Below are 26,026 nucleotides of genomic sequence, written 5' to 3'. Positions count from 1 at the left end.
GTTTGCGTGGACATTATTCCTATTTTTCAAAATTTTTACTATTCGCTGTTTTCATGGGACATTCTGGAGCCGTCCATGAAGTTTGTCGGGTTTGATAACTTCATAAACTTTTTTAAAATGGACGGCGCCAGAGGCGCCCTGAAAAATACGCTCATTTATGCGGTGCTGGCTGCAGTGTTCAAGAACGTTGTGGGTCTTGCTCTTGCCCTCGCTTTAAATTCCGGATTGAAGACTCAGAAGCTGTTAAGAACCTGTATTTTAAGCACGACGATGATTAGTCTTGTAATCAGCGGATATACATGGACATATCTGTACCACCCGGAATATGGCGTAGGATATTTAATTGAAAAATATACAGGAATCTCCTTTTTAAATCAGGATTGGCTTGGAAATCCAAATCTGGCTCTTTATGCGGTACTTGTCGTATCAATCTGGCAGATAGCAGGAAAATATATGGTTATCTATTTAGCCGGTCTGCAGACGGTACCAAAGGATTTATATGAAGCCGGAGATATTGACGGTGCATCAGGCTTCAGCAAATTTAAATATATAACAGCGCCTCTGATTATCCCGTCTTTTACTGTCGGCATCTTAAATGCGATAATTCAGGGACTCAAAGTATTCGATGAAATCTATTCCATGACGAGGGGAGGTCCCGGTTTTGCTTCAGAGACACTTACCACACTGATGTATTCACAGACTTTCTTCTATAGTGGAAAAGCCGGTTTTGGATCCGCGATCTCAGTTATTTTATTTGGAATTGTATTGGTTGTCTCTTTGCTCATCTCTTCTTATTTAAGAAAGAAGGAAGACGCGGTATATCAGTAGGACGGAGAGGAGTATTATGCAAAAGCTTAGGCTGCGAAAAATTTTATTAGAACTGGTTATGATTCTTTTTACCGTTATTTATATGTTTCCGGTGATGAATCTGGTGTTCTCGTCGCTAAAGTCGACCGGTGATCTGATGCGCAATCCGGTTGGACTACCCTCTGTACTGGAATTTGGAAATTACGTGGTAGCATGGACAAAAATGGATTATCCCAGAGCATTTTTTAATACGGTGGTAATATGCGGCGGATCGATTTTGTTTATTGTCATAATTGGCTCTATGGCAGCATATCCCATAGCCAGATACCGCACTCACTTTAATCAGGCAATGTATCTTTTTTTTCTGGCTACGATTATGATTCCGGGACAGGCAATTATGATTCCGCTGGTACGGCTGTTCTATAAAACCGGACTAGTAAATACTCACATCAGCCTGATTGTATATTATACGGCTGCAGCAGTCCCGTTTGCTGTGTTTCTGTTTACTGGTTTTATAAAAACAATTCCTGCAGAACTGGAAGAAGCAGCCGCTATAGACGGAAGCGGAGCATTTCGAACATTTTGGAAAGTTATTTTTCCCTTGATGAAATCTTCTGTTACGACTGTCATTATTTTAAACATTATGTGGATATGGAATGATTTTATGATGCCGATGGTGCTGCTGCAGAGTGAAAAAATGAGGACCTTGACTCCATCTATCTTTAATTTCTTTGAAGAATTTGTCACACAGTGGAATTATGCGTTTGCAGCCTCGGTGCTGGTTATGGTACCGGGAATACTGGCGTTTCTCCTGCTTCAGAAGCATTTTATTGAAGGAATGGTTGCAGGAGGTGTAAAATCGTGACAGGCTGTGTATGTTTAAGACTTTGTCCTCAAAGGACAGGAAAGGATATTGATTATTATGAATTATCGTATTATACCGCAGATCCCTCCCAGAGGAGAGATCGTGAGAATCCTGATTGACTCAGATGTAGCAAACGAAATTGATGATCTCTACGCTCTGGCAATTGTTTTCGGCCATCCGGAGCGATTTAAAATTGAGGGTATTGTTGCAGCTCATTTTTCCGGAAATGGCCCTTCCGATTCCAAGGAACAATCTTTTAAACTGTTGAAAGAGCTGCTTGAAAAGGCCGGTATGGAAAATAAATTTCCAATAGCCGAAGGTTCTCACCCAATGCAGTATCGTAATACACCGGTTGATAGTGAAGGCGTTAATCTGATTATCCGGAAGGCCATGGAATCAACACCGCAGGATCCGTTATGGGTTGTTGGGATCGGAGCTGCCACAGATCTGGCCTGTGCACTGTTAAAGGCACCGGAAATTATATCCAGAGTTCGTTATGTGTTTCATGCAAGAAGCGAACATACATGGCCGGAGCGAAATGAACAGTTTAATGTATATGGAGATATCATAGCAACACAGACTCTGCTTGAATCAGAAGTCCCTCTTATCTGGTTTGATACGGGAACCTTTATTTGTGCCTCTTATGAGGAGACAAAAGAAAAACTTGCACCGTTGGGAGAATTGGGTAAATTTTTGCATGAGTTCAGGGACAGGAAGAAATGGTTTGGCCAAAGCGACAAAGGATTCTTTGATATGGGAGATTTCTCTTTCCTTTACCAGCCCGCCTGGGCGATGTATGAGATTACAGACGTGCCGGAGATGACTAGATTTATGTATTTTCAGCATACTCACAAACATGGACAGATGGTGAGGGTATATGACATTGATGTAAAGAAAACATGGGATTTGTTTTACGAAGGTATGGAATATTTAACAGGAGGCAGTGTATGAAAGATCCAATACAAAAGTATTTTGACGTTGGAACAATAGCGTGGATGTCATATCCGCCCCAGTCATATCCGCTTTTAGAAGCAGTGAAAAAGATTGCATGTGACGAATATTTGAGCGCCATTGAAATTACACACATAGAAGATGCAAAAGTGCGCGGGCAAGTACGTGATATGCTTGCACAATCCCATATGAAAGTCTGCTACGGAGCGCAGCCAGGACTTCTGGGAGCAGGGAAAAATCCTAATGACATAGATGAGGAGAAGCGCCTGGAGGCTCAGAAAATTCTAATGGATGCTGTCGATGAGGCACAGTATATGGGGGCTGGGGGTATTGCTTTTCTGGCTGGAAAGTGGGAGGAAGAGACGAAAGGGGAGGCTTTTGGGCAGCTTATAAAAACCTGTGAGAATGTCTGTCTTTATGCTGCGGAAAAAAAGATGACAGTGGAATTGGAAGTGTTCGATTACAACATGGATAAGGCAGCTCTGATTGGACCGGCACCTCTTGCGGCAGAATTTGCTGCTGAAATGAGGAAACGCTGCAGCAATTTTGGCTTGTTGGTAGATTTGTCCCATTTTCCGACTACATATGAGACCTCAGAGTTTGTGATTCGTACTTTGCGCCCGTATATTACGCATTTCCATATTGGGAACGCGGTTGTGAAGGAATCATTGGAAGCCTATGGAGACCAGCATCCACGATTTGGCTTTCCAGGCAGTGCCAATGACACGCCGGAACTTCTGGATTTCTTCCGGATTTTGAAAAGTGAGGGATTTTTCAACTCCAGGAAGCCGTATGTTCTGTCATTGGAAGTAAAACCATGGAATAACGAGGACGGAGAGATTATTCTGGCGAACACGAAACGAGTGATTAACCGTGCGTGGGCATTGTTGGAGGAATAATACTTATGAAAATTGTAGTATTGGATGGTTATACAGAAAATCCCGGTGATTTATCCTGGGAAGACTTAGCTGCATATGGTGAACTGACAATATATGACAGAACACCGGTTTCGGAAATTGAGGAGCGGATAAAGGACGCGGAAGCAGTATTTACAAATAAGACACCAATATCACGCAAAACGATTCAGTCCTGTTCGTCTCTTAGGTATATTGGTGTACTTGCGACAGGATATGATGTTGTTGATACAGCGGCTGCATGGGAAGCAGGAGTCACAGTTACAAATGTTCCAGCCTACGGAACCGATGCAGTTGCTCAATATACCATAGCGCTTCTGCTGGAATTATGCCATCATGTAGGAGATCACTCTGACTGTGTAAAATCAGGCGCATGGGCACGAAGTGAGGACTGGTGTTTCTGGAATTATCCCCTCATCGAGCTGGCGGGCAAAACTATGGGCATTATAGGATTTGGCCGGATTGGACAGAAAACGGCCAGAATAGCAGAAGCGCTCGGTATGGAAGTGAAAGTATTTGATGCAGTCCATAGAAAAGAACTGGAGACAGAACATTGCCGTTATGCGGAGTTTGAAGAAATGCTGGCGAAAGCAGATGTAATTTGTCTGCACTGCCCTTTGAACTCCGGCACCAGAGGAATCATTAATCGCGATACGATTTCCAGGATGAAGGACGGTGTCATGATTATCAATGATTCCAGAGGTCCTTTGATTGTGGAACAGGATTTAAAAGACGCTCTTTTAAGCGGTAAAGTGGCAGGAGCAGCGGTAGATGTGGTGTCTGAGGAACCGGTCAGAGAGGATAACCCTTTGATGACAGCACCAAACACTATTATCACGCCGCATATTGCGTGGGCTTCCAGAGATTCGAGAAAAAGGCTGATGGATATTGCGGTAGATAATTTAAAGCATTTCCTGGAGGGGGCGCCTCAAAATGTGGTAGCAGCGGCATTAAATGGGGCTGGCAGTAAAAAGTAAAATAAAACAGAGCCGCCATTAGTACAGAAGATAATTGAATAAAATGCAGCCTTGGAGATTTGCAGTGTCAATCTCTGGAGCTGCATTTTTATTATTTCAATATATCTTATCAGCCGGGCAGAAAAATCTTTTGATAGTAAAATTATTACAAATATGGTAAAATAGAGCAACCATAGAATGTCCCGGATCCCTATAACAGACCAGGACAAAGAAGGACAGCATGGCAGAAAGGCAGGAAACCGGACTGTGAAGGAAAATAAATACGATGATGAGTTATTTTTTAAGAAGTACAGCGAGATGGACCGCTCGAAGCAGGGCTTAAAAGGGGCCGGTGAGTGGTCTGAGTTACAGAAAGTTCTCCCTGAATTTAACGGCAAACGGGTCCTGGATCTGGGCTGTGGTTATGGCTGGCACTGTCTGTATGCCGCTCAGAATGGAGCACAATACGTCCTGGGAACAGACATTTCCGAGAAGATGCTGGCCGCCGCGAAGCAGAAAAACAGCCATGAGGCGATTGAATACCGCTGCAGTGCCATGGAGGATCTGGATTTTCCGGCCGGATCCTTTGACGTCGTGATCAGCTCATTGGCGTTTCATTACGTCAGAGACTTCAAGCAGCTTGTCCGAAAGATAAACGGCTGGCTGGCTCCGGAGGGAGCATTTGTATTTTCCGTGGAGCATCCGGTGTTCACTTCGCGCGGGGATCAGGATTGGTGCTATGATGAAGAGGGCAGGATTCTTCATTTCCCAGTGGACCGCTACTATTATGAAGGTGAGCGGGAGGCAGTATTCCTTGGCGAGCACGTGACCAAATACCACCGGACACTGACCACATATTTGAATACACTGCTTTTCAACGGATTTGCGTTTAAGAATATTATCGAACCGCAGCCGCCGGAAGAGATGATGGACATTCCGGGGATGGAGGACGAGATGAGGCGGCCAATGATGCTGATTATAGCAGTGCAGAAAAAGTAAAACAGCCTGTATAGTACAATGTATTAAAGAACGCGGGAAGAATTCCACAGAAAACATCATATAGAAAACATCATAGAGAACACCACACAGTATAGACATAAAGAAATCATATAAGGAAACCGTACACAGGAAGAAGGGGAAACAATGGCTTCAGAGGATGAACTTTTTGCCGAGTTTGGCGCAGATGCCGGTATGTTTTACGGCGCTCTGGTCAGAAGCACGGATAATTATATTTATATTATTAACATGAAGACTGATGTCGCACTGGTATCCCCGAATATGCAGAAAGATTTCGAGCTGGAAGGAAGACTTGTTCCGGGACTCGTTTCTGTTTGGGGGGATCTGATCAACCCCAAAGACTTCAAACGGTATTCCAGATCGATCGAGGTGATGCTGAATGGTGAGACCGATGTGCACGACGTGGAATACCAGGTGCTTAACCGAAAGGGAGAGTACGTCTGGGTATGCTGCCGCGGTGTGCTGAAGAGAAATGATGAGGGCGAGCCTGTTATTTTTGCCGGAGTGGTCACAGATCTCGGCAGCAAAGGCAAGATTGACTATACGACAGGGCTGTTTACCAACCGGGAGTGTGAGAAGGAAGTCGGCCGGATATTTGAAAATGAGGAAAACGCAGAAGGCGGTATCCTTCTTTTGGGACTGGACGATTTCGTGAGAATTAATGATTTAAACAGCCACATCTTTGGTGATGCTGTACTGCGCCAGTTTGCACAGAGCGTTCAGCAGCTTCTGCCCTCTGAGGCGGCCATGTACCGGTTTGACGGCGATGAGTTTGCCATCGTTTATCCCGGCGCGGGGGAAGAGGAACTGCGGGCGTTGTATCAGAAGATACATGCATACTGCAACAGGCCCCATAAGATCGATGACAGTTCGTATTTTCTTACGGTGTCTGTCGGCGTAGCTATAATGGGAAAAGATGGCAGTGGCTATCAGGAACTTCTGACCTGCGCGTTAAGCGCTCTTGAGGTGTCCAAACAGAATGGAAAAAATACGGTCACATTTTTTTCTCAGGATATGATGCGCATCAGAAGACGCGCGCTGGAGCTTTCCAGCCGTCTTCAGCTCAGTGTGATGAACGGGATGGAAGCATTTCACCTCGTCTATCAGCCGTTTGTGCATTCGGAGACGCTGCGGGTCTCTGGCGCCGAGGCGTTGCTTCGATGGTCCTGCGAGTCTTACGGAGTAGTTTCGCCGGTTGAATTCATACCGCTTCTGGAAGCCTGCGGCCTGATTGTGCCGGTCGGAAAATGGGTTCTGGAGGAGGCGGTGCGAACCTGCAAAAAGTGGCTCCGCTATCAGCCTGATTTTATTATGAATGTAAATATTTCCTATCTGCAGATGCTCGACGAGTCATTTATCGATTTCGTGAGACAGATTCTGAATCAATATGATCTTCCGCCCGCCCACATCGTGCTGGAACTGACGGAGAGCTGTTTCGTCACGGATATGGAGGCGCTAAAAGAAGCCTTTAAGCTTCTGCGGAATTTGAATATACAGATTGCCATGGACGATTTCGGAACCGGATACTCTTCTCTGGGTATGCTGTCCCAGTCGCCGGCTGATATCGTGAAGATAGACCGCCTGTTTATCACCGCCATCGGGGATGAAGAGAATGAATTTAACCGGTCATTTATCGGTTCGGTCATCCAGCTCTGTCACAGAGTGGGGATTTCCGTATGCGTGGAAGGCGTAGAACGAAAGAATGAACTGGACACGGTCTGTTCCCTGGAGGCCGACTGCATTCAGGGATATTACATATCAAAACCGCTGCTTCTGGAGGACTTTGAAAAGAAATTCTGGGATGTGTGATTTATTTAACGAACGGTAAGAAAGAGGGGGCCGCTGGCAGGTCTCTTCTTTTTTTATCGGATCAATAAAAATTTATTTTACAAAAATAATGGTAAATTTGGTAAAAACTTTAGAAAATTATAAGAATTTATTGTTGTAAAAGATTATGAGATGCCATTATAATGGGGGAGAATGGAGCGAGATATTAATCAGGAGGAAAGAGACGTATGAAAGACGAATTCAACCACGTGGAAATAGACGGTAAAGAGGCGGACGATATCCAGGTAAAGATGGATGATGTCGTGGCCGATGCTGAGGCCTTTGCAGCGGAAGAGAAAACCGTTCAGCCGGAGCGCAGCCGGAGGGGCGGGGCGAAGCCTGTACCGGTGATGGAAGATCCGATGAGCGACGAGGATTTTAACGAAGAACTGAAAGAGCTCATGGAAGAAGACACTTCCGGCAAGAAGAAAAAAAAGAAGAAGAAAAACGGAGAAAGAGGACGCCGTAAAAAATGGAGCGGCAAGAAAAAAGTCCTCGCTGGTGTCGCCATCGCGGTGGTGGTTATTTTCGGAGCCTCCAAGGTGATGGGCGGAGGCAAGGCGCCCCAGATGATGGCATCCACATTCCCTCTGACCAGGGGCGAAGTGGTGGAGATGCTTTCCGTCAGCGGTCCCGTCGAGGGAACGGACAGTGTGGAGGTGGTATCCAATTTACACGCAGAGATTCTGGAGATCCCGGTAAAAGAGGGAGACCGTGTGGAAAAGGACCAGCTGCTGGCCACTCTGGATGAGAAGGATGCGAAAAAAGAGGTTGATATCGCTCAGAATGCCTATGACCTTGCAGTTACTACATATAATGAGAAACAGATCGAGGCTGAGAACGGCTATGCCAAGGCAAAGCAGGATTACGATGCCGCCAAGGCCAATTACGACAGAACAAATGTACTGTTCCAGTCGGGAAGTGCCTCCCAGCTGGAGCTGGAGACCGCTTCCGACGCACTGAACAATGCACAGCGCGATTTAAAGACATTTACATTAAAAGATGGCAGACCAGTGGCCAATGAATCGTATTCCCTTCAGATTGAGAACGCGGCTTTCGAACTGGACCAGAAGAAGGAACTGCTGGAAAATACGCGTGTGACCAGCCCGATCGCCGGTACGGTGGTACGGGTCAACTGTAAGGTAGGCCGTTTTGCGGATAAGACAGATGACGACAAGCCGATGTTCATTATCGAGAATCTGGACGTACTGGAGATGAAGATCAATGTCAGTGAGTATTCCATCGGTAAAGTCCAGATTGGCCAGCCGGTAGAGATCAGCGCGGATATCTTAAACGGCGAGGTTGTGAAGGGCGAGGTGACAGCCATTTCCCCGACCGGTGAGGAAAAAGGAAACGGTTCCACGGAGCGCGTGATCCCGACGACGGTCCGCATTATTGACCAGAATACACGGTTGATTGCAGGCATTACTGCGAAGGCAAAGATCGAACTGCAGAAGGCGGAGGATGCGTGGGTCGTTCCGGTTTCCGCTCTGCTTCAGCAGCCGGATGGCAGCACCGCAATCGTAACGATAGAAGATAACATCGCCCATATGATCCCTGTGACCACTGGAGTTGAGAGTGATATTCAGGTGGAAGTGATCCCGGCGGAAGAAGGAAAACTGACCGAGGGAATGCAGATCGTTGAGACACCGGCGGCAAATCTTACAGACGGCATGACCGTTGTAGCTGTTCCGGCCGCACAGTAAAGGAGGAAGCAATATGTGGAAAAGGGAAAAAAGGCTTCCTTCCTACATGACCGAGAATGTATCGGATGACCTGATCCGGCTGGTGGATATGGTGAAGATATACGATACTGGATCCATCAAGGTTCTGGGCCTGAAACGAATCAATCTGACCATTAAGCGGGGAGAATTTGTGGCGATCATGGGACAGTCCGGATCCGGAAAATCCACCCTGATGAACATTCTGGGGTGCCTGGACCGTCCGACTATGGGCCATTACTATCTGGATGGAATCGATACGGCCGACATGAGTCCCGACGCGCTGTCTGCGATCAGGAACAGAAAGATCGGCTTTGTATTTCAGTCCTTCAACCTGATTTCGAGAACATCGGCACTGAAGAACGTAGAACTGCCCATGACGTATGCCCATAAATCCAAGAAAATGCGGGAACAGCGCGCGCTGGAGCTTCTGGAGCGCGTGGGCCTGGGAGAGCGGTATGAACACATGCCGAACGAACTCTCCGGCGGACAGCGGCAGAGAGTCGCCATCGCCAGGGCGCTGGCTAATGAACCGCCGCTGATTCTGGCAGATGAGCCAACCGGTAACTTAGACACCGCGTCTTCCGTGGAGATCATGGAACTGTTTTCCAGGCTGCACAAGGAAGGCGCCACGGTCGTTGTGGTTACCCATGAGGAAGACATCGCCGCATTCACGGAGCGGATTATCCGGTTCCGGGATGGCCAGGTGGTGAGTGATAAGAGAAATATTCCGAAGGAGCTTACGGAAGAGGAAGCAGTGAAAATGCAGAAAGAAGGGACGCCATGCTGCTAGAAAATATGACCATGGCGCTCCACGCCATCCGGTCTAACAAGATGCGCTCTTTCCTTACCATGCTGGGAATCATCATCGGTATCGCGTCGGTGATCGCCATCGTTTCTGTCGGTGACAGCATGCGGTCCCTCTACGCGGATGCCTATAAAAACATAGGTGTGAACCGGGCGATCGTGATGGTATCCTGGCGTGTCGATGATTTTCGAATGAGCGATTATTTCACCCTGGACGAACTGGACCGGGCGAAGGAAGTGTTTCATGACAAGATATCCTATATGGACAGCGACGCCTATGCCAGCACCGAGGCAGTTTATGGAAGAAACAAGGTAAAATACGAGTTTCAGGGGATTGATTACAATTATACGAAGGTGCAGCCCACGAACATTATTTACGGCCGTGAATTGAGCGAGGCCGATGTAAGAGGGCGCAGGAATAACGTGGTGCTGGAAGATAAGGGTGCGGAGCAGCTGTTCGGGACAGCCAATTGTGTCGGCAAAACATTCCGTATGACAATCAATAAAACCACCGAGGAATATACAGTGGTAGGCGTCTACCGCAAGGATTTGTCGCCTCTGGAGGCGATGATGATGGGGAACGGCCAGACGCAGTCGGGCTTTATGCCCTATACGATTCTCACCCGCCCCAGCGATTATTTTCAGGATTTGAACTTCTATGTGAAGGACGGCGTGGACATGAAGACATTTCTGCCTGAGATTGCCCGCTACGTTGCAAAGATAAAAGGAAGGCCGGTAACGGATATCATGACCCAGTCTGTCGTGGAACAGATGGGAAGCGTGGACAGCGTGCTCGGCGGTATGTCTGCCGCGGTAGGCGGCATTGCAGCGATTTCCCTGCTGGTAGGCGGTATCGGTATCATGAATATCATGATGGTATCCGTGACGGAGCGTACCAGGGAGATCGGAATCAGGAAGGCTCTGGGGGCCCGTACCGGCGATATCATGATGCAGTTTTTAACAGAGTCGGCGCTTATGTCGGCCTGTGGGAGGCGTGATCGGAATTCTGCTGGGAGTGGGGATTGTCATGATCGGCGGAAGCGCCATGGGGATGGTCCCTGTTGTGAAGGTGTCCGTAATCATTGTGGCGGTCGGATTTTCCGCCCTAGTTGGAATCTTCTTTGGCCTGTATCCGGCATCAAAGGCGGCAAAGGCCGATCCTATCGATGCGCTGCGCTATGAATAGGGAAGGGAGAGACCATCATGCTGCTTGAAAATATGTTTATGGCACTGCATGCCATCAAAGCGAATAAGATGCGTTCCTTTCTCACCATGCTGGGAATCATCATCGGTATCGGTTCGGTGATTGCGATCGTGTCCATCGGCGACACCATGCGTTCCATGGTAGCCGATTTATATGCCAATGTGGGTATGACGCGGGCGATCATCTATATCTGGCCATCCGACGGCGGAGATATGCGGGACAGCGATTACTTTAATTTAGAGCAAATGGAACGGATTAAAGAAGTATTTCATGACGATATTGAGTATATGGATACCAACGCCTACTACAGTAGTGAAGCGCTGTTTGGCCGGAAAAAAGTGAAATTCCAGTTCCAGGGTATCGATTACAATTATCCTGACGTACAGAAGATCAACATTCTATACGGAAGGAATTTAAATGAGGCTGATATTAAGGGGCGCAAAAAGAATGTGGTTCTGGAAGCGCAGGGCGCGCTGGAGCTCTTCGGAACGGAAAATGCCGTTGGCAAGACGCTGCGGACCACGGTCTATGGCGAGACGGACGATTATAATGTAGTCGGAGTATATAAAAAAGAGATGACACCGTTCGAAGCGATGATGATGTCCATGATGCCGGGGCAGACGAAGGAGGGATTTATCCCGTACACAATCCTTTCGTGGCCCAATGATTATCTGTTCCAGCTGAACTTTTATGCGAAAGAAGGGACGGATATGAACGAACTGTCCGGGCGTATGGTCCCTTATCTTGCAAGGCTTAAGGACCGGCAGCCGGCGGATGTGACATTTTATTCTGCACTCGATGAGATGAAGGGGAACGACAGCATGATGAGCAGCCTGTCCGCCGCTGTAGGCGGGATAGCGGCCATTTCTCTGCTGGTCGGAGGAATCGGAATCATGAATATCATGCTGGTGTCTGTAACGGAAAGAACCAGGGAAATCGGAATCAGAAAGGCCCTTGGGGCGAAGACTCGGGATGTTATGATACAGTTTTTGACGGAATCCGCGATTCTGTCCGCATTGGGAGGCATTCTCGGCGTGATGATCGGCGCGGGGCTGGTCATGGGCGGCGGCGCGATGTTCGGAATTTCTGTGGTAGTGAAACCCCAGGTCGTCGTCGTGGCGGTTGGCTTTTCCGCTCTGGTCGGCCTGTTCTTTGGCCTGTATCCGGCGTCAAAGGCGGCGAAAAAAGACCCGATCGACGCGCTGCGGTACGAATAAAAGTTTTCGAAATCATGAAGAAATAAGTGTATGTGGCCGGGGATTTTCCTGTATTTTACAGGGGTGTCCCCGGTTTTGAACTTTACAAAATTATAAAAATCTCCAGATGGGTCTCGCCAAGTAAAAAGTTCTATGCTATAATAAGATGATATGTTATGGTGTATTGAGGAGAGCCTATGCTGAGTGAAGAAAAAATCAAAATCATGACGAACCTCGCCATGTTCGAGAAAAAAGAGGGGAACAGGATATTTCCCGTAAACCGGTATTTTAAAAGTGATTATATCAGCAGCAAACTGCTGCGTTCCTTTTTCAGTTATACCCTGAGTTTTCTGTTGGGCCTTGTCTTGTGGGTGCTCTGTGATATTGAAAAGTGGCTGAATGTCATGCGGATCGAGAGTCTCATTGAACTGGGTATGAAGGTGGGCTTGATCTATCTGGCCGGACTGGTGGTCTACCTCATCATAAGCCTGTGCATTTATGCGAGGCGATACGACTACGCGAGCCGTGGGATGAAGGTCTATATGGCAAAACTTAAGAGGCTGGACAAACGTTATGAAGGTAATTCCAGACCCGGAGCGCGGACTAAAGGAGGACGGACCCAATGATGAGTCTTCTTGTTTTCAAGGAACGATTAAAGGAATTTTATGCAAAGTTTGACATTTATATTACGCCGGTAATTAAGTTTGTATACAGTTACCTTGCGTTCTGGCTGATGAACCGGAATATCGGTTTCATGACAAAGCTAACGAATCCGCTCGTTCCTCTGGTGCTGGCGCTGGCGTGTTCGTTTCTGCCATACAGTGCGATCAGCTTTCTGGCGGCGGCGTTTATGCTGGCTCACTTATGGGCGGTATCCTTTGAGGTTACACTGGTTATGGCGGTGTTTGTCCTGGTGGTTGCACTTTTATACTACGGCTTCCATCCCGGTGACAGCTGTCTTCTGATCCTCACACCGATCTTTTTCGTACTGAAGATTCCGTACGCGATTCCACTGATTGTCGGCCTTTCAGGCGGCATGATTTCCGTGATTCCGGTGGGGTGCGGCATTTTTATCTATTATACGCTTCTGTATGTCAAACAGAACGCGGGGGTTCTGACCAATGAGATATCAGCCGATATGATGCAGCGCTTTTCCCAGATCGTGAAGAGCCTCTTCGGGAATAAGCTGATGTTAGTGCTGATTGCGGCTTTTGCGGCTGCGATCATTGTAGTGTTCATTCTTAAGAATATGTCTTTCGACTACTCCTGGATCATCGCTATTGTGGCGGGTACCATCGCCCAGCTGGTGGTGATTTTTATCGGAGATATTACCATGGATGTATCAGTTCCGGTAAGTGAGCTCATTATAGGAGTGGTGGTTTCTTTAATCTTGTCGGGGATTTATACGTTTTTCGTCTTCGCAGTGGATTATTCGCGGACCGAATACGTTCAGTTTGAGGATGACGATTATTATTATTACGTGAAGGCGGTGCCGAAGATGACGGTGAGCACGCCCGACGTAAAGGTTCAAAAAATAAATGCCAGAAAACTCCAGAGACCACAGCGTTAGGCGAAACTGGAAAAAGGGAGGTGGACTTTCGTGGCAGATATTATAGATGGATTATATTCCTGGGTTTCTTTCTTACCAAGGATAACCAAGACGAATCTCGTTGAGATTATTATCATAGCGATACTGCTTTATGAGCTGCTTGTCTGGATTATGAATACGAGAGCCTGGACTCTCTTAAAAGGAATTCTGTTAATACTGTTTTTCTATGTGCTGACCTATATCTTCCGTCTTGATAATATCAAGTGGATTTTAAATACGATAGCGACGCCGGCAGTGACGATGGCGATCGTGATCTTCCAGCCGGAGCTTCGAAAGGCGCTGGAACAGCTGGGAAGCAGAAACCCGCTTACAGGAATTCTTACCTTTGATGACGGAAAGGACAATTCCGCATTTACCGACCGGACGATCAACGAGCTGGTGAAAGCTACTTTTGAGATGGCCAAGGTAAAGACGGGAGCACTCATGGTGATAGAGCGCGGCGACTCCTTAAAGGAGATCGAACGAACCGGCATTGAGATTAACGGTCTGGTGTCAAGCCAGCTTCTGATTAATATATTCGAACACAACACACCACTCCACGATGGGGCGGTGGTCATACACGGTAACCGGGTGGCGGCTGCGACATGCTATTTACCGCTGTCCGACAACATGTCCATCAGCAAGGAACTGGGAACGAGGCACCGTGCCGCGGTTGGCGTCAGCGAGGTAACAGACAGTCTGACCATCGTGGTCTCTGAGGAGACGGGGCGTGTCTCTGTCGCTTCGGAAGGCGGATTAAAGCGCGCGGTTGACGCGGATGCGCTGCGGGAGCTGCTTATGGATATCAAACACGTGGAAGGAGAAGGCAGCAGATTTAAGATATTGAAGGGAAGGCGGAAAAATGAAGGAAAAATTGCTAAATAATCTCGGCCTGAAAGTCGTTTCTCTCGTTCTTGCCTTTGTTATCTGGATGGCGATTGTCAACATTTCTAATCCCGTTGTTTCCGGACAGCCGTTTACAATCCCGGTGGATGTCCGTAATAAGGAAATCCTGGATAATGCCAATCTGACGTATGAAATTATCGGCAAGGACAGCGTTACAGTAAGTTACCAGGTAAACACGAGAAACAGCTCGCTGTTCCGGGAATCCGATTTCAGCGCGTATATTGATTTAAAGGACTATAACGATGTGACAGGCGCGGTGCCGGTCACCATAGAGGTGAATAAAAACAAGGTATCCCTGATCAGAAACGGGGAAGTGACGGCGAAGCCAATGGTTCTCCATGTGAAAACGGAAGCCATGCAGAATAAGAAGTTTGACTTAAAGGTGAATTACGTAGGAGAGGTGGAAGACGGCTACGCGTCAGGAATTACCACCCTGTCCTCCGATTACGTGGTGGCGCGCGCGCCGGAATCCGTGATTGGCAAGATTGCGTCGATCGGTATTGAGATTAACCGGGAAGGAGCCAACGCGGACTTAGATGGCTACGTAACGCCCAAGTGCTATGACGCGAACGATAAAGAACTGACGGATCTCGGAGATGAACTGACGATTACTCCGGAAAACATCCATTATAACATGGCGATCCTGAAGGCCAAGGAACTGACACTGAATTTCGAAGTGAAAGGAACTGTGGCCCCCGGCTACCGGTTCACAGAAGTGGAGAGCGACTTGAAAGTTGTTCCTGTGGTTGCGACGAAGTCAGTGCTGGCGTCTGTCAATGCGCTTTCTGTTGTCGATGACAAGCTTACCATCGACGGAGCGACTACAGACAAGGTGATCCATCTTGATCTGAACGATTATCTGCCTCCGAGCACGACGATCGCACCGAATGCCCAGAGCCAGGTGACGGTTACCTTAAAGGTAGAACCGCTGACGACAAAGTCCTACACTCTTAAGCTGGCCGATTTAGCCAGCAGTGGTTCAGACCCTGATTATGAGTATACCTTCAGCAAGGACAGCGTGGATGTGACGGTCAGGGGGCTGAAGGAAGATTTGGATACACTGGATATTAAGGATTTGAATGCCGCGCTCGATATGACCGGACTGGAGCCTGGAACCCATGCAGGTAAGCTTACCTTCGAGGTGGGAGAAGGGTTTGAAGTGGTGAATTATTCTGACTTTGAAGTGACGGTTGTCTCTGATAACGAGGATGAGAGTGAAGGTCCTGGACAGACGACAGCTGACCAGGAGACGGATGAACCAGCAACCGCCGGTACTTCAAAAAAAGCAGCAGAATAAGAATCAGTAACGATGTGTGGAGGGATAGAATATGGTCAGTGCTAAAGTTGTCATAAAGAATCCTACCGGCCTTCATTTACGGCCGGCGGGGATTCTTTGTAAGGAAGCTATGAACTTCAAGTCTTCGGTGAATTTTCGTTTTAAAAATACCACCGCCAATGCAAAGAGCGTGCTCAGCGTATTGGGCGCCTGCGTAAAAAGCGGCGATGAGATTGAATTCGTCTGTGAGGGAGTGGACGAAAAAGAGGCTCTGGCTGCCATGGTTCAGGCTGTCGAAGACGGACTGGGCGAATAAATTTATTTTATAATTAATAAGGAGGTCTTGTTATGATGAAAGGAACAAGCGCATCTGCGGGTATCGGCATTGGGAAAGCCGCTATCGTGGAAGAGACAGAACTGGTGATTAAGAAGGAGACGATCTCCGATGCAGCGGCTGAGAAGGAACGTTTCCATGCGGCCCTAAATCAGGCGATGGAGGAGACGGATGCTCTGGCTAAGGATCTGGCTACGAGAGTGGGAGAGAAGGAGGCCGAGATTTTAAACGGTCATTTAATGCTTCTTTCTGATCCGATGCTGACAGGCGAGATAGAGAACACGATCGCAGGGGAGAATGCGTGCAGTGAATACGCGATCGAGAACGTCTGCAACATGTATGCCGATATGTTCGCGTCCATGGGAGACGAGCTGATGCAGCAGAGAGCAACCGATATGCGTGATATCAAGACACGTATGCAGAAGATATTACTCGGTGTCAGTTCCGTGGATATCGCCTCACTGCCGGCTGGCAGCATCATCGTTGCAAAGGATTTAACCCCATCCATGACGGCCGGTATCAATCCGGACAATGTATGTGGTATTGTAACGGAATTAGGTGGAAAGACCTCTCACAGCGCGATTCTGGCAAGAGCCCTGGAGATCCCGGCGGTGGTTGCGGTAGAGGGGTTCATAAACAATGTAAAGGACGGAGATACTGTGGTTCTGGACGGATCGGAAGGAATCGTATTCGTGAATCCGGAGGAAACGGTCACTGCGGAATATGAGACAAAGAGAACCGCTTATTTAAAAGAAAAGAAGGAACTGGACCAGTACATCGGCAAGCCAACCGTAACGAAGGATGGAGTGACCATCGAACTGGTTGCCAACATCGGCAAACCGGAAGATGTGGACAAGGTTCTTCAGTACGACGCAGAAGGCATTGGCCTGTTCCGTACGGAATTCCTGTTTATGGACCGGAATTCCATGCCGACTGAGGACGAGCAGTTTGAGGCGTATCAGAAGGTAGCCATTGCCATGAACGGCAAGCCTGTGATTATCCGTACACTGGATATCGGCGGCGACAAAGAGATTCCATATATGGGATTAAAGAAAGATGAAAATCCATTCCTGGGCTACCGGGCCATCCGTTTCTGCCTGGACCGCAGGGAAGATGTATACAGACCGCAGCTTCGTGCGCTTCTGCGCGCAAGTGCGTTCGGCAATATAAAGATTATGGTTCCGATGGTAACATGCCTGGAGGAATTCCGGGAAGCGAAGGCTATGATCGAAGAAGTGAAAGCAGAGCTGGATTTAAAGGGAATCGCCTATAAGAAGGATATCCAGGTGGGTATCATGGTGGAGACCGCAGCCGCGTCCTTAATGGCCGATGCGTTCGCGAAGGAAGTGGATTTCTTCAGCATCGGAACAAACGACTTAACACAGTACACCATGTCGGTAGACAGAGGAAATGACAAGGTATCCTACCTTTACTCCCCGTTAAACCCGGCTGTACTCCGCAGCATCCGCCACATCATCCAGTGCGGCCGCAAGGAGGGCATCATGGTAGGCATGTGCGGCGAAGCGGCCAGCGATCCGCTGATGATTCCGCTGCTGCTGGCCTTTGGCTTAAATGAGTTCAGTATGAGCGCTTCCGCGGTCTTAAACGCAAGAAAGCTGATCACAGGCTACAGCATCGCAGAACTGCAGGCAATTGCAGATAAGGCAATGTCGTTTGTGACAACCAAAGAAGTTGAGGCATACATGCGCGAACTGCAATGAGCGGAGCGTAGTCGAGGTGCACTGCGGGGTTGAACGAAGCGCTCATAGGCTGCACTGCAATCTCAAGCTGAATTTACGAATTATAAAATCCTGAAAGGAAGGCAGCTGTCGCATTGGCGGCTGCCTTCCTGTGATGAAGGAGACAAACTAATATGGGTGTATATCTGATTTGTTACGCAGCCAGTTATCTGTTTGCGAGGGCGGGGTATTACTGGCTTTCGGGCCTTGTTCTTATCCTGGCGGCTGTCTGGCTGTACTGGTACGATTATAAGAGGACGGAGAATATCATTCATCTTCGCGGGCTTTTCTCCCTGTTCTGGGTTGGAGGACAGGGGATTGCGTGTCTGAAGCTGTCTGAGCTGTCGTCGGACTGGAATATAGTCACATGGCTCTGTTTCCTGGTGGCGCTTTTAGGCTTCTGGGTGACGTATGAGTTCCTGATGAGGGCTCAGGGAGAGTCGGGAGGCCAGCGTTCCAGATGGTTTAATTTTCAGGGCTATGAGAGGCCGCTGTTCTGGTCCATGGTCATCGTTACCGCGGTGTCCCTGGGGGCGTTTCTGGCAGAGGCCCTGATCCTGGGATTCGTTCCGTTTTTCGTACGGGGCGTGCCGCATGCGTATTCGACCTTCCATATCACGGGAGTTCACTATTTTACGGTTTCATGCGTCCTGGTGCCGGCGCTGTCCGTGCTCTATTTCTGTATCGAGCAGGGGCGGAACGGCGTGCGTATGATGCTGGTGATCCTCATGGATCTGATCGCCTGTGCGATTCCGGTTCTCTGTGTGTCCCGTTTCCAGCTGATTCTGGCTGTAGGGCTGGCAGTACTTACGTATATCGCCATGGACAACCGGCTGAAGATATCTTACGCTATAGGCCTCGTGCTGGGAATGATTCCCATCTATGTGCTGCTGACCTATGCGAGAGGCCATGACGTTTCGTATTTAAATGGAATCTTCCAGATGAAGAACAGCGAGATGCCGATCTTTGTCACACAGCCTTATATGTATATTGCCAATAACTACGATAACTTTAACTGTATGGTGGAATGGCTACCATCCCATACCTTCGGCCTTCGGATGCTGTTCCCCCTGTGGGCGCTGACCGGACTGAAGTTCCTGGTTCCCTCCCTGGTGGATTTTCCAATCTATGTGACGAAGGAGGAGTTGACGACGGTCACGCTGTTTTACGATTCCTTCTATGATTTTGGAATCATCGGCGTTGTTCTGTTTGCCTGCATTCTGGGCGCGGTTGCATTTCTGCTGGTCCGAATGATGAAGCGGATACGCAATCCGGTGGGCTATCTGTTTTATGCCCAGTTTGCGATGTATCTGGTGCTGTCCTTCTTCACCACATGGTTCAGCAATCCGGCCACCTGGTTTTATTTGATTATTACAGGCCTGCTATGGGGCTTCTGCTCCTGGCGTAATGACGGAAGACACGGGTAATCCTGAGAGGCGGGATAACCCCGTGTCTTTCGCCTGTTCTCCGGCACTAAGTGCCTTCGAACAATTTTGTATTGCAGATATTTACAGAAAGAGGAGTAAGCAATGGAAAAAGAAGATATCAGAGTAACACACGTCATCATACATATTCTGGATTCCACCGTGGGGACGGCGGTGATGTCAGGGGGCCTTTTGGAGCACGGATCCGATTTTTCCGATTTTGTGAGAAGCCATATTTACCGGGTCATGACCAGCGACGAGGGAAAATCCTGCCAGTTTGACGGGGATTCCCCGGTTTACCAGATGGTCTCGGAGATGGATGAGGACACGTTTATCCAGAAGTCTCAGGAGATCGCCCAGAAGCTGTTTGACATCATGTATTCCAACATTGAGATTCCGTCCGCGGATTTGATGGTAGTGCGGTACGACGCGGGACAGCAGTGCGGAATCGCCCTGCTTAAGATGAACTATAAGTCCTCCTATACTCATATGACGAACTATACGGAAAATGGAAACTGCAACGACATTATCCGCCAGAACGCCATTCTTCCGGCGGAAAATCAGAAGCTGACAGAGGCGTGCCTGATCGACTTAAATGATTACTCACTGCGTGTGATGGAAAAAAAGTATGAGGTCAACGGGGTGAAGACCAATTACTTCTCCCAGATGTTTTTGCAGTGCCACGGCAGCATGTCTCCGAAAACGGAGCTCTCGATCGTAACCAAGGCAGTGGAACAGGTGCAGAAGGGATATTATGATGAGTCTGAGCAGTGGGAAGCCCACATGGAGGCGAAGAGCATCTTAAGCCAGGAGCTGGCGGAGCAGGGCAGCATCGACATTCCAACCGTAGCGGAAAAGATTTTCCACGAAAAACCGGAACTGAAGGAAGAATTTACGGAGAAGATGGAAAAATACAATCTTTCGGAAAAACAGGTGACACCTCAGAACCCATCCACCACCAAAAAATTCGAAAAACAGTATCTGACCACCGATACCGGTATCGAGATTAAGATTCCCATGGAGGAATATCAGAACAGAAACTCTGTGGAATTTATTACGAACGCGGATGGGAGCATATCCGTGCTGATTAAAAACATCGGGAGCATTACCAGCAGGTAATGTTCCCGACGTTTTATAATGTCATTTATGTATTTATTGTTTACGAATCCATATTCTCGTCCGATCCCTTACCCGATTTGCGATCTTCCTTATCCGATCCCTGATCCGTCAAATCCCCGGTCTTCTGCGCGGTGGCTCTCTTTGCCTTTTCTTCCGCATAGATCCTGTCGACCTTCCGGTTATGGCGCCGGACGATGGAAATAACAATAGCCGTGAGTAGGGCTAACGGAATCCAGAAAGGACATGTGGTGATGAAGAGGATCAGTAGATTCGTCAGGGCTGTGACGATGGACTCGAAATTCTTTGCGAGCCCGTTTTTAATTCGTGCTCCGGTTGTCTCCGGTGTGACAGGCGTGTAGGCCGTCACTTCTGAAATGCTTAAATAGACGGTACTGTAATCCACCTGATTGTCGTAGAGGCGAAGCTGGGACTCCATGGATTCCAGCTGGTAGCGGATATCAGAGAGCCGCTGTTCCAGCGTGATGACCGTATCGATGGACTCGGCCTTCTCCAAAAACTGCCAGATGCGTTCCTGCTCGATCTCCAGTGACTTTTTCCGGCTTTCCACGTCACTGTACTGGAGTGTTACGTCCTGCGTGGACTCTGATTTGTTGGTGACGTTACCGCTGTCACTGACTGCTCCCACGAAACGGTCCAGTTTATCGTTGGGGATGCGCGCGGTGATGTTGCCGTACCGGGGAACAGGCTCTCCGCGATAGTTCAAGCTGGTGCCGGAGATATCGGACTGTTCGATGTAGCCGCCTGCTTCAGACAGTTTGGCATTGATGCCGGAGATCATCTTGTCGAATTCTTCCGTCTCCACCTGCATCGTGATGTTGCGGATCAGTTTGCGCCCTTCTGGCAGGAGCGGAGTACCTGACGCATCCATCTCCAGTTCGCCGCCAGAACCGCTTTCGGATTTTTGAGATGCAGAGTCATAGGTCACAGAGGTGTTTGACACGGTTTCGGCGGCTGCCTCTGTGTATGCCGCTGTCGCTTCTGCTACCATTGAAGATTTGCTGCCCGAGCCGCATGCGGTGATTCCGATCACAGCGGCAAAGAGCGGAATCATAAGTGAAACCACTTTTTTCATAATAATTCTCCTCCCTGAGAATGGATTAAATTTGGTTTCAGGGCGTACAGATGACAGAAAGTAATTTTCCGCTACGCCCTAGTAAGAGAATACCATGGCAGAAAATGGATTGCAACGAAAGTAATAAAGGATTAAGAAAACATTAGATGTTTGGAAACAATATTAAGAAAAAATGAAAAACAAATCTGCAAAGACGAAATAAAAGAGAAAGAAAGCATACTTGACAGTCTATATAAAAGGCGGTACCATAGACTTATAGAAAAAGGAATCGCGCTGGGATTATCGGAAGGTTCCGGTGCGGGGAAGGGAGTAATATATGGGGAAGAAGTGGAGGACCGCTGTTGTTGCCGCGGCGCTCAGTGCGGTAATGGCATCATCGGCATTTGCCGGAACCTGGGAGAATCAGGAGGGAAGATGGAAGTATCACAACGATGACGGCAGCTATGCGGCAGCCCAGTGGGTAGAGGACCAGGGAAGCTGGTATTACGTGGAGCAGGACGGCTTTATGAAGACCGGCTGGTTCCAGGACGGCGCCGGAGTATGGTACTATTTTGATGAGAATACGGGGGCCATGGTTTCTGGCACAACCCGGAATATCGGGGGAACCGATTATACGTTTGACGGTTCCGGAGCGTGGGTACAGCCTCAGGTACGGCTGAATGACGGCTGGAACGGGACGACCTACGTGAACCGGCTGGTTGGATACCAGATTACACTGCCGGATTCCTATCAGGCTGTTTCGGGGAATACCGTCTCTCTGCCGGAGGAGGCACAGTATGACATGGTGGCGTCAGCGCCCGACGGCAACAGTATCATCGTCACCGCCATTATCAATATGTCTGAGCTGGACGGGGAAAACTGGTCGGATGAGGAACTGGCCTATTACTTTAAATATATTTATAGAAGCGAAAGCGATGTCATCGGCGCTTCCTTCAACGATCTGGGGTTCGCAAAGATCACATTAATACAGAGTGAAGAGGGAATTGCTGATGTCTATTTCAAACGCTGCGGCTCCTATGTACTGATGATTGAGACCGTGTTTATTCCATCGAGATGGCAGGAGATTGACGATATTCTTCACACAATGAAGATTCCAAACTGATGGATTCCAAACGGCTGGATTCCAAACAGAAGACAGGATAAGAATTACGCACGGGCGAAGCGGTATGCCCTTTTGGCAGGCAGCCTGTTATCCAGGCTGCCTGTTTTACGTCTTTTTCGCATCGGAGGGGGTGGATTCAAAGTATTTTTTGTACGCCCTGGAAAATGTAGAATAGTTTTTAAAGCCGCAGTCAAAGCATACACTGGTAACGGGCGTCCCACTGCGAAGCAGATCCCGCGCCAGTAAAAGGCGCTTTTCGGTTATGTAATTACCAAGGGTATAGCCTGTGGCCTGTTTGAACAGGTGCATCAGATGGTAGCGGCTCAAATAAGCGGCGTCGGCGATCTGATCTACGGTCAGATCCTCTGTCAGATGCCCGGCTATGTATTCCATGACTGCGGAGATTCTGCGGTCGCCGGTGCCGGGGGAGATGTATTCCACCCGTCCAGTCAGGGCGGCGCGGTTTAATTTGATCATGAACTCCAGAAATACCACCTGGCAGTACAGCTCTTTGGCGTATCCATCGTGGGCGCAGGCGTATTCTAAATCGGTGATAGTCTTAAAGAGTCCGCTCTTCTCCAGCGAATGAATCCGCAGCACGTTGGAACGCAGCTCCTTCGCTTTATGGAAGCAGTCGCTTAAGTCGTAGGTGTCGGAACGGTAGGAGGTGATGAAGCGGGGGGAGAGATAGACGATGATCCGTTCATAGGGAACCGACGGGTCGATGTCCGGCCTGTGAATATCGTTATGGCTTACAAGTACGATATCGTAAGGCTGCAGCTCATACGCCTGGCCTTCGATCCGGTATGTCACACGGCCCCGGATGAAGATGATAATTTTATCGAAATCGTGGTAGTGGTATTCAAAATCCTGTTTTTTTGTATCGGTCAAATGGAACAGCCGAAAGTCGCTGTTTAAGTACCCTCTTTTTTCGTAGCCGGTCATAAGTTCTTGTTTCCTTTCCTCAACGGTTCTATTATACAGCAATAGACACAATATGCAATAAAAACAGCATAATATCGATAGAATTGATAAATAATGCTGGCTATAATAGAGAAAAAGAATGAATGACAAAAGAGGGAATTAATCATGAAGATTATTGTTTTAGCAGGCGGATACAGTCCGGAGCGGGATGTGTCCCTGTCCTCGGGCTCTTTAATTGCCAATGCGCTGATGGAGCAGGGCCATGAAGTCTTTTTCCTGGATCCCTGGCTGGGAATCAAGGCAGGGGAGCGGGTTCATTACAGGACCAGGGAAGAAGGGCTGGGCTTTGCTTACGAAATCGGCGGGGAAGCCCCTGACTTAGAGCTGCTCGGAACAGAGACCGGTGCGAAAAAATCACTGATTGGCCCTGGCGTTCTGGAGGCATGTCGGGAGGCGGACATGGTGTTTATCGCGCTCCACGGCAGCACAGGAGAGAACGGACAGATCCAGGCAGTACTGGAGGCGTACGGAATTCCCCATACGGGCAGCGGTTATATGGGAAGTTTACTGGCAATGGATAAGAATATTTCCAAGATTTTGATGCGGGCGGCCGGAGTGGCTACTCCTGACTGGTATCTTGCAGAAAAGGGAAAATGCAGTCAGCCGGAATTTCTGCCCTGTGTCGTAAAGCCTCTGGACTGCGGTTCCAGTGTGGGAGTCACAATCGTAGACAAGGAAGAAGAATGGCATACGGCGCTGGAAGCAGCATTTTCCTATGGCGACCGCGTACTGGTGGAGAAAAAGATTACGGGACGGGAGTTCTCTGTAGGCGTACTGGGCGGAAGAGCCCTGCCTGCTATCGAGATCATACCGGAAAAAGGATTTTACGATTATAAAAACAAGTACCAGCCCGGCATGACCAGAGAGATCTGTCCGGCCGGGATCGATGAAAAGCAGGAGTCAAGGCTGGAAGCCGCCGCTCTGACGGTCCATCGTATTCTGGAACTGGGATACTATTCCAGAGTCGATTTTCTGATGGCTGGAGACGGCGCCATCTACTGTCTGGAAGCCAACACACTTCCGGGTATGACGCCTTTCAGCCTTCTTCCGCAGGAGGCGAAGGCAGCCGGAATCACATATCAGGAATTATGCGAAGCAATTGTCAAAAATGGGAAAGGAGCCGCATTATGAAGATTACATTAGAGAAATACCATGGACTCGGAAACGATTACCTGATCTTCGATCCGAATAAAAATGAATTAAAGCTCACAAAGGAGGCGGTACGGCTGATCTGCAACCGCAATTTCGGCGTCGGATCGGACGGCCTTCTCGTCGGCCCGATTCTGGGGGAAGACAAGATGACGTTGAAGATATTGAACCCGGATGGCAGCGAGGCGGAGTTAAGCGGAAACGGTGTCCGGATATTCGGCAAATACTTAAAGGACGCGGGCTATGTGCAGAAAAATCATTTTTCGGTCAACACCTTAAGCGGGGAACAGCAGATCCACTACCTGAATGAGGAAGGAACGAGAATCAAGGTTTCCATGGGGCATTTAAGCTTCTGGAGCGACGAAATCCCGATGACGGGGCCGAGGCGTGAAGTCTTAAATGAGACGATGATGTTCGGCAGCATTCCGTACCGGGTGACCTGTGTCTCCATCGGCAATCCTCACTGCGTGATCTGGCTGAGTGATATATCAAAGGATCTGGCCTGCCGCATCGGCCGCCACTCCGAAGCGGCTGAGTGTTTTCCGGAAAAGGTAAACACCGAACTCCTCAGAGTGGTGGACAGAACCAACATCGAAATTGAGATCTATGAGAGAGGCGCAGGCTATACCCTCGCATCCGGAACCAGCGGCTGCGCCGCCGCCGGAGCAGCCTACAAGATGGGCCTCACCGATCCCAAGATGTACGTCCATATGCCGGGCGGAGTGCTTGAAGTGGAAATCGAGGAGGACGGTTCCGTCCTGATGACCGGAGACGTGGGCTACGTCGGAAAATTTACCTTATCCCACGAAATGGTGGAGCAGCTGCGCAGCCTGTGAGTCCTGGTATTGACAGCTTGAAAAGCGGGTGAAACTTGCCGCAAGGATGTATCCTGTATACACCTTTATGCGGGCAAATTTCACCCGCTTTTTCGTTATGTACCGCAATTTTCCCCGCCCAACATCAATTTCGTTTTGTTGACGTACCTCCTCCCATAGCTTATAATAGATAATAATTGCGATAGAATGCCGGCGGTATTAACTGCGGCAG

General features: G+C 48.6%; 23 protein-coding genes and 1 pseudogene. 22 read left to right on the top strand and 2 right to left on the bottom strand.

From position 1 onward, the window contains the following. Positions 1-75: 75 nt before the first annotated feature. The 19 genes and pseudogenes from M1L66_RS21875 to M1L66_RS21785 all read left to right on the top strand — a co-directional run bounded on the left by M1L66_RS21875 (position 76) and on the right by M1L66_RS21785 (position 20,651). Entirely contained in the window at positions 76-828 is a 753-nt protein-coding gene (locus M1L66_RS21875) for a carbohydrate ABC transporter permease (protein WP_187018769.1), read from the top strand. Between the two features lie 16 nt (positions 829-844). Next, entirely contained in the window at positions 845-1,672 is an 828-nt protein-coding gene (locus M1L66_RS21870) for a carbohydrate ABC transporter permease (RefSeq protein WP_187018771.1), read from the top strand. A gap of 57 nt (positions 1,673-1,729) precedes the next feature. Continuing rightward, on the top strand, positions 1,730-2,623 hold the full coding sequence (locus M1L66_RS21865; protein ID WP_187018773.1) for a nucleoside hydrolase: 894 nt from the start codon (positions 1,730-1,732) through the stop codon (positions 2,621-2,623). Next, positions 2,620-3,522 carry a TIM barrel protein gene (locus M1L66_RS21860; RefSeq protein WP_187018775.1) on the top strand — a complete coding sequence of 301 codons (903 nt, stop codon included), beginning with the start codon at positions 2,620-2,622 and terminating at the stop codon, positions 3,520-3,522. The genes M1L66_RS21865 and M1L66_RS21860 overlap by 4 nt, the downstream gene beginning before the upstream one ends. A 5-nt stretch (positions 3,523-3,527) precedes the next feature. Then, positions 3,528-4,514 carry a D-2-hydroxyacid dehydrogenase gene (locus tag M1L66_RS21855; protein WP_187018777.1) on the top strand — a complete coding sequence of 329 codons (987 nt, stop codon included), beginning with the start codon at positions 3,528-3,530 and terminating at the stop codon, positions 4,512-4,514. Between the two features lie 246 nt (positions 4,515-4,760). After that, positions 4,761-5,492, top strand: a complete 732-nt coding sequence (locus M1L66_RS21850) for a class I SAM-dependent methyltransferase (protein ID WP_187018779.1) — start codon at positions 4,761-4,763, stop codon at positions 5,490-5,492. A gap of 144 nt (positions 5,493-5,636) precedes the next feature. Continuing rightward, complete coding sequence (locus tag M1L66_RS21845; RefSeq protein WP_187018782.1) at positions 5,637-7,319, top strand: bifunctional diguanylate cyclase/phosphodiesterase; 1,683 nt, start codon at positions 5,637-5,639, stop codon at positions 7,317-7,319. Positions 7,320-7,525: 206 nt separating this feature from the next. Next, positions 7,526-9,043, top strand: a complete 1,518-nt coding sequence (locus M1L66_RS21840; RefSeq protein WP_187018784.1) for an efflux RND transporter periplasmic adaptor subunit — start codon at positions 7,526-7,528, stop codon at positions 9,041-9,043. 13 nt (positions 9,044-9,056) lie between these two features. Then, positions 9,057-9,851, top strand: a complete 795-nt coding sequence (locus tag M1L66_RS21835) for an ABC transporter ATP-binding protein (RefSeq protein ID WP_187018786.1) — start codon at positions 9,057-9,059, stop codon at positions 9,849-9,851. Next, positions 9,842-11,051, top strand: a pseudogene (locus M1L66_RS21830) (ABC transporter permease). Before M1L66_RS21835 ends, M1L66_RS21830 begins: the two are co-directional and overlap by 10 nt. Before the next feature lie 17 nt (positions 11,052-11,068). Next, positions 11,069-12,286: an ABC transporter permease gene (locus M1L66_RS21825; protein WP_187018789.1), complete on the top strand. Its 1,218-nt coding sequence runs from the start codon at positions 11,069-11,071 to the stop codon at positions 12,284-12,286. Between the two features lie 176 nt (positions 12,287-12,462). Further along, positions 12,463-12,891: a hypothetical protein gene (locus M1L66_RS21820; protein WP_187018791.1), complete on the top strand. Its 429-nt coding sequence runs from the start codon at positions 12,463-12,465 to the stop codon at positions 12,889-12,891. After that, positions 12,888-13,835 (top strand): ABC transporter permease, encoded by a 948-nt coding sequence (locus M1L66_RS21815; RefSeq protein ID WP_187018793.1) that lies wholly within the window; start codon positions 12,888-12,890, stop codon positions 13,833-13,835. The genes M1L66_RS21820 and M1L66_RS21815 overlap by 4 nt, the downstream gene beginning before the upstream one ends. 30 nt (positions 13,836-13,865) lie before the next feature. Continuing rightward, positions 13,866-14,738, top strand: a complete 873-nt coding sequence (gene cdaA, locus M1L66_RS21810; protein ID WP_187018795.1) for a diadenylate cyclase CdaA — start codon at positions 13,866-13,868, stop codon at positions 14,736-14,738. Further along, positions 14,716-16,056: a CdaR family protein gene (locus tag M1L66_RS21805; RefSeq protein WP_434688178.1), complete on the top strand. Its 1,341-nt coding sequence runs from the start codon at positions 14,716-14,718 to the stop codon at positions 16,054-16,056. The genes cdaA and M1L66_RS21805 overlap by 23 nt, the downstream gene beginning before the upstream one ends. 31 nt (positions 16,057-16,087) lie before the next feature. Continuing rightward, a complete protein-coding gene (locus M1L66_RS21800) occupies positions 16,088-16,351 on the top strand; it encodes an HPr family phosphocarrier protein (protein ID WP_002603149.1) in 264 nt (87 codons plus the stop codon). 32 nt (positions 16,352-16,383) lie between these two features. Further along, complete coding sequence (ptsP, locus tag M1L66_RS21795; protein WP_434688176.1) at positions 16,384-18,090, top strand: phosphoenolpyruvate--protein phosphotransferase; 1,707 nt, start codon at positions 16,384-16,386, stop codon at positions 18,088-18,090. A 152-nt stretch (positions 18,091-18,242) separates the two neighbouring features. After that, entirely contained in the window at positions 18,243-19,535 is a 1,293-nt protein-coding gene (locus M1L66_RS21790) for an O-antigen polymerase (protein WP_187018801.1), read from the top strand. Between the two features lie 102 nt (positions 19,536-19,637). After that, complete coding sequence (locus M1L66_RS21785) at positions 19,638-20,651, top strand: nucleoid-associated protein (protein WP_187018803.1); 1,014 nt, start codon at positions 19,638-19,640, stop codon at positions 20,649-20,651. 40 nt (positions 20,652-20,691) lie between these two features. Here M1L66_RS21785 and M1L66_RS21780 read toward each other — a convergent pair whose 3' ends face one another. Then, a complete protein-coding gene (locus tag M1L66_RS21780; protein WP_187018805.1) occupies positions 20,692-21,744 on the bottom strand; it encodes a DUF4349 domain-containing protein in 1,053 nt (350 codons plus the stop codon). Between the two features lie 316 nt (positions 21,745-22,060). Here M1L66_RS21780 and M1L66_RS21775 point away from each other — a divergent pair, with 316 nt between their 5' ends. Further along, positions 22,061-22,846: a choline-binding protein gene (locus tag M1L66_RS21775; RefSeq protein WP_434688173.1), complete on the top strand. Its 786-nt coding sequence runs from the start codon at positions 22,061-22,063 to the stop codon at positions 22,844-22,846. Positions 22,847-22,951: 105 nt separating this feature from the next. Here the strand turns inward: M1L66_RS21775 and M1L66_RS21770 are convergent, their stop codons facing one another. Then, complete coding sequence (locus M1L66_RS21770) at positions 22,952-23,791, bottom strand: helix-turn-helix domain-containing protein (protein WP_002603155.1); 840 nt, start codon at positions 23,789-23,791, stop codon at positions 22,952-22,954. A 144-nt stretch (positions 23,792-23,935) separates the two neighbouring features. Here M1L66_RS21770 and M1L66_RS21765 point away from each other — a divergent pair, with 144 nt between their 5' ends. Then, entirely contained in the window at positions 23,936-24,961 is a 1,026-nt protein-coding gene (locus M1L66_RS21765; RefSeq protein WP_187018809.1) for a D-alanine--D-alanine ligase family protein, read from the top strand. After that, the gene (dapF, locus tag M1L66_RS21760) at positions 24,958-25,815 is read left to right on the top strand and encodes a diaminopimelate epimerase (protein ID WP_187018811.1); all 858 of its coding nucleotides are present in this window, start codon (positions 24,958-24,960) and stop codon (positions 25,813-25,815) included. The genes M1L66_RS21765 and dapF overlap by 4 nt, the downstream gene beginning before the upstream one ends. Positions 25,816-26,026 lie beyond the last annotated feature (211 nt).

Origin of the sequence: Hungatella sp. SB206 (assembly GCF_051132295.1) — a bacterium.
In the GTDB taxonomy this organism is placed as follows: domain Bacteria; phylum Bacillota; class Clostridia; order Lachnospirales; family Lachnospiraceae; genus Hungatella; species Hungatella effluvii.
Note: the sequence above shows the minus strand (reverse complement) of the source record. Positions and strands in the feature narration are given on the sequence as shown.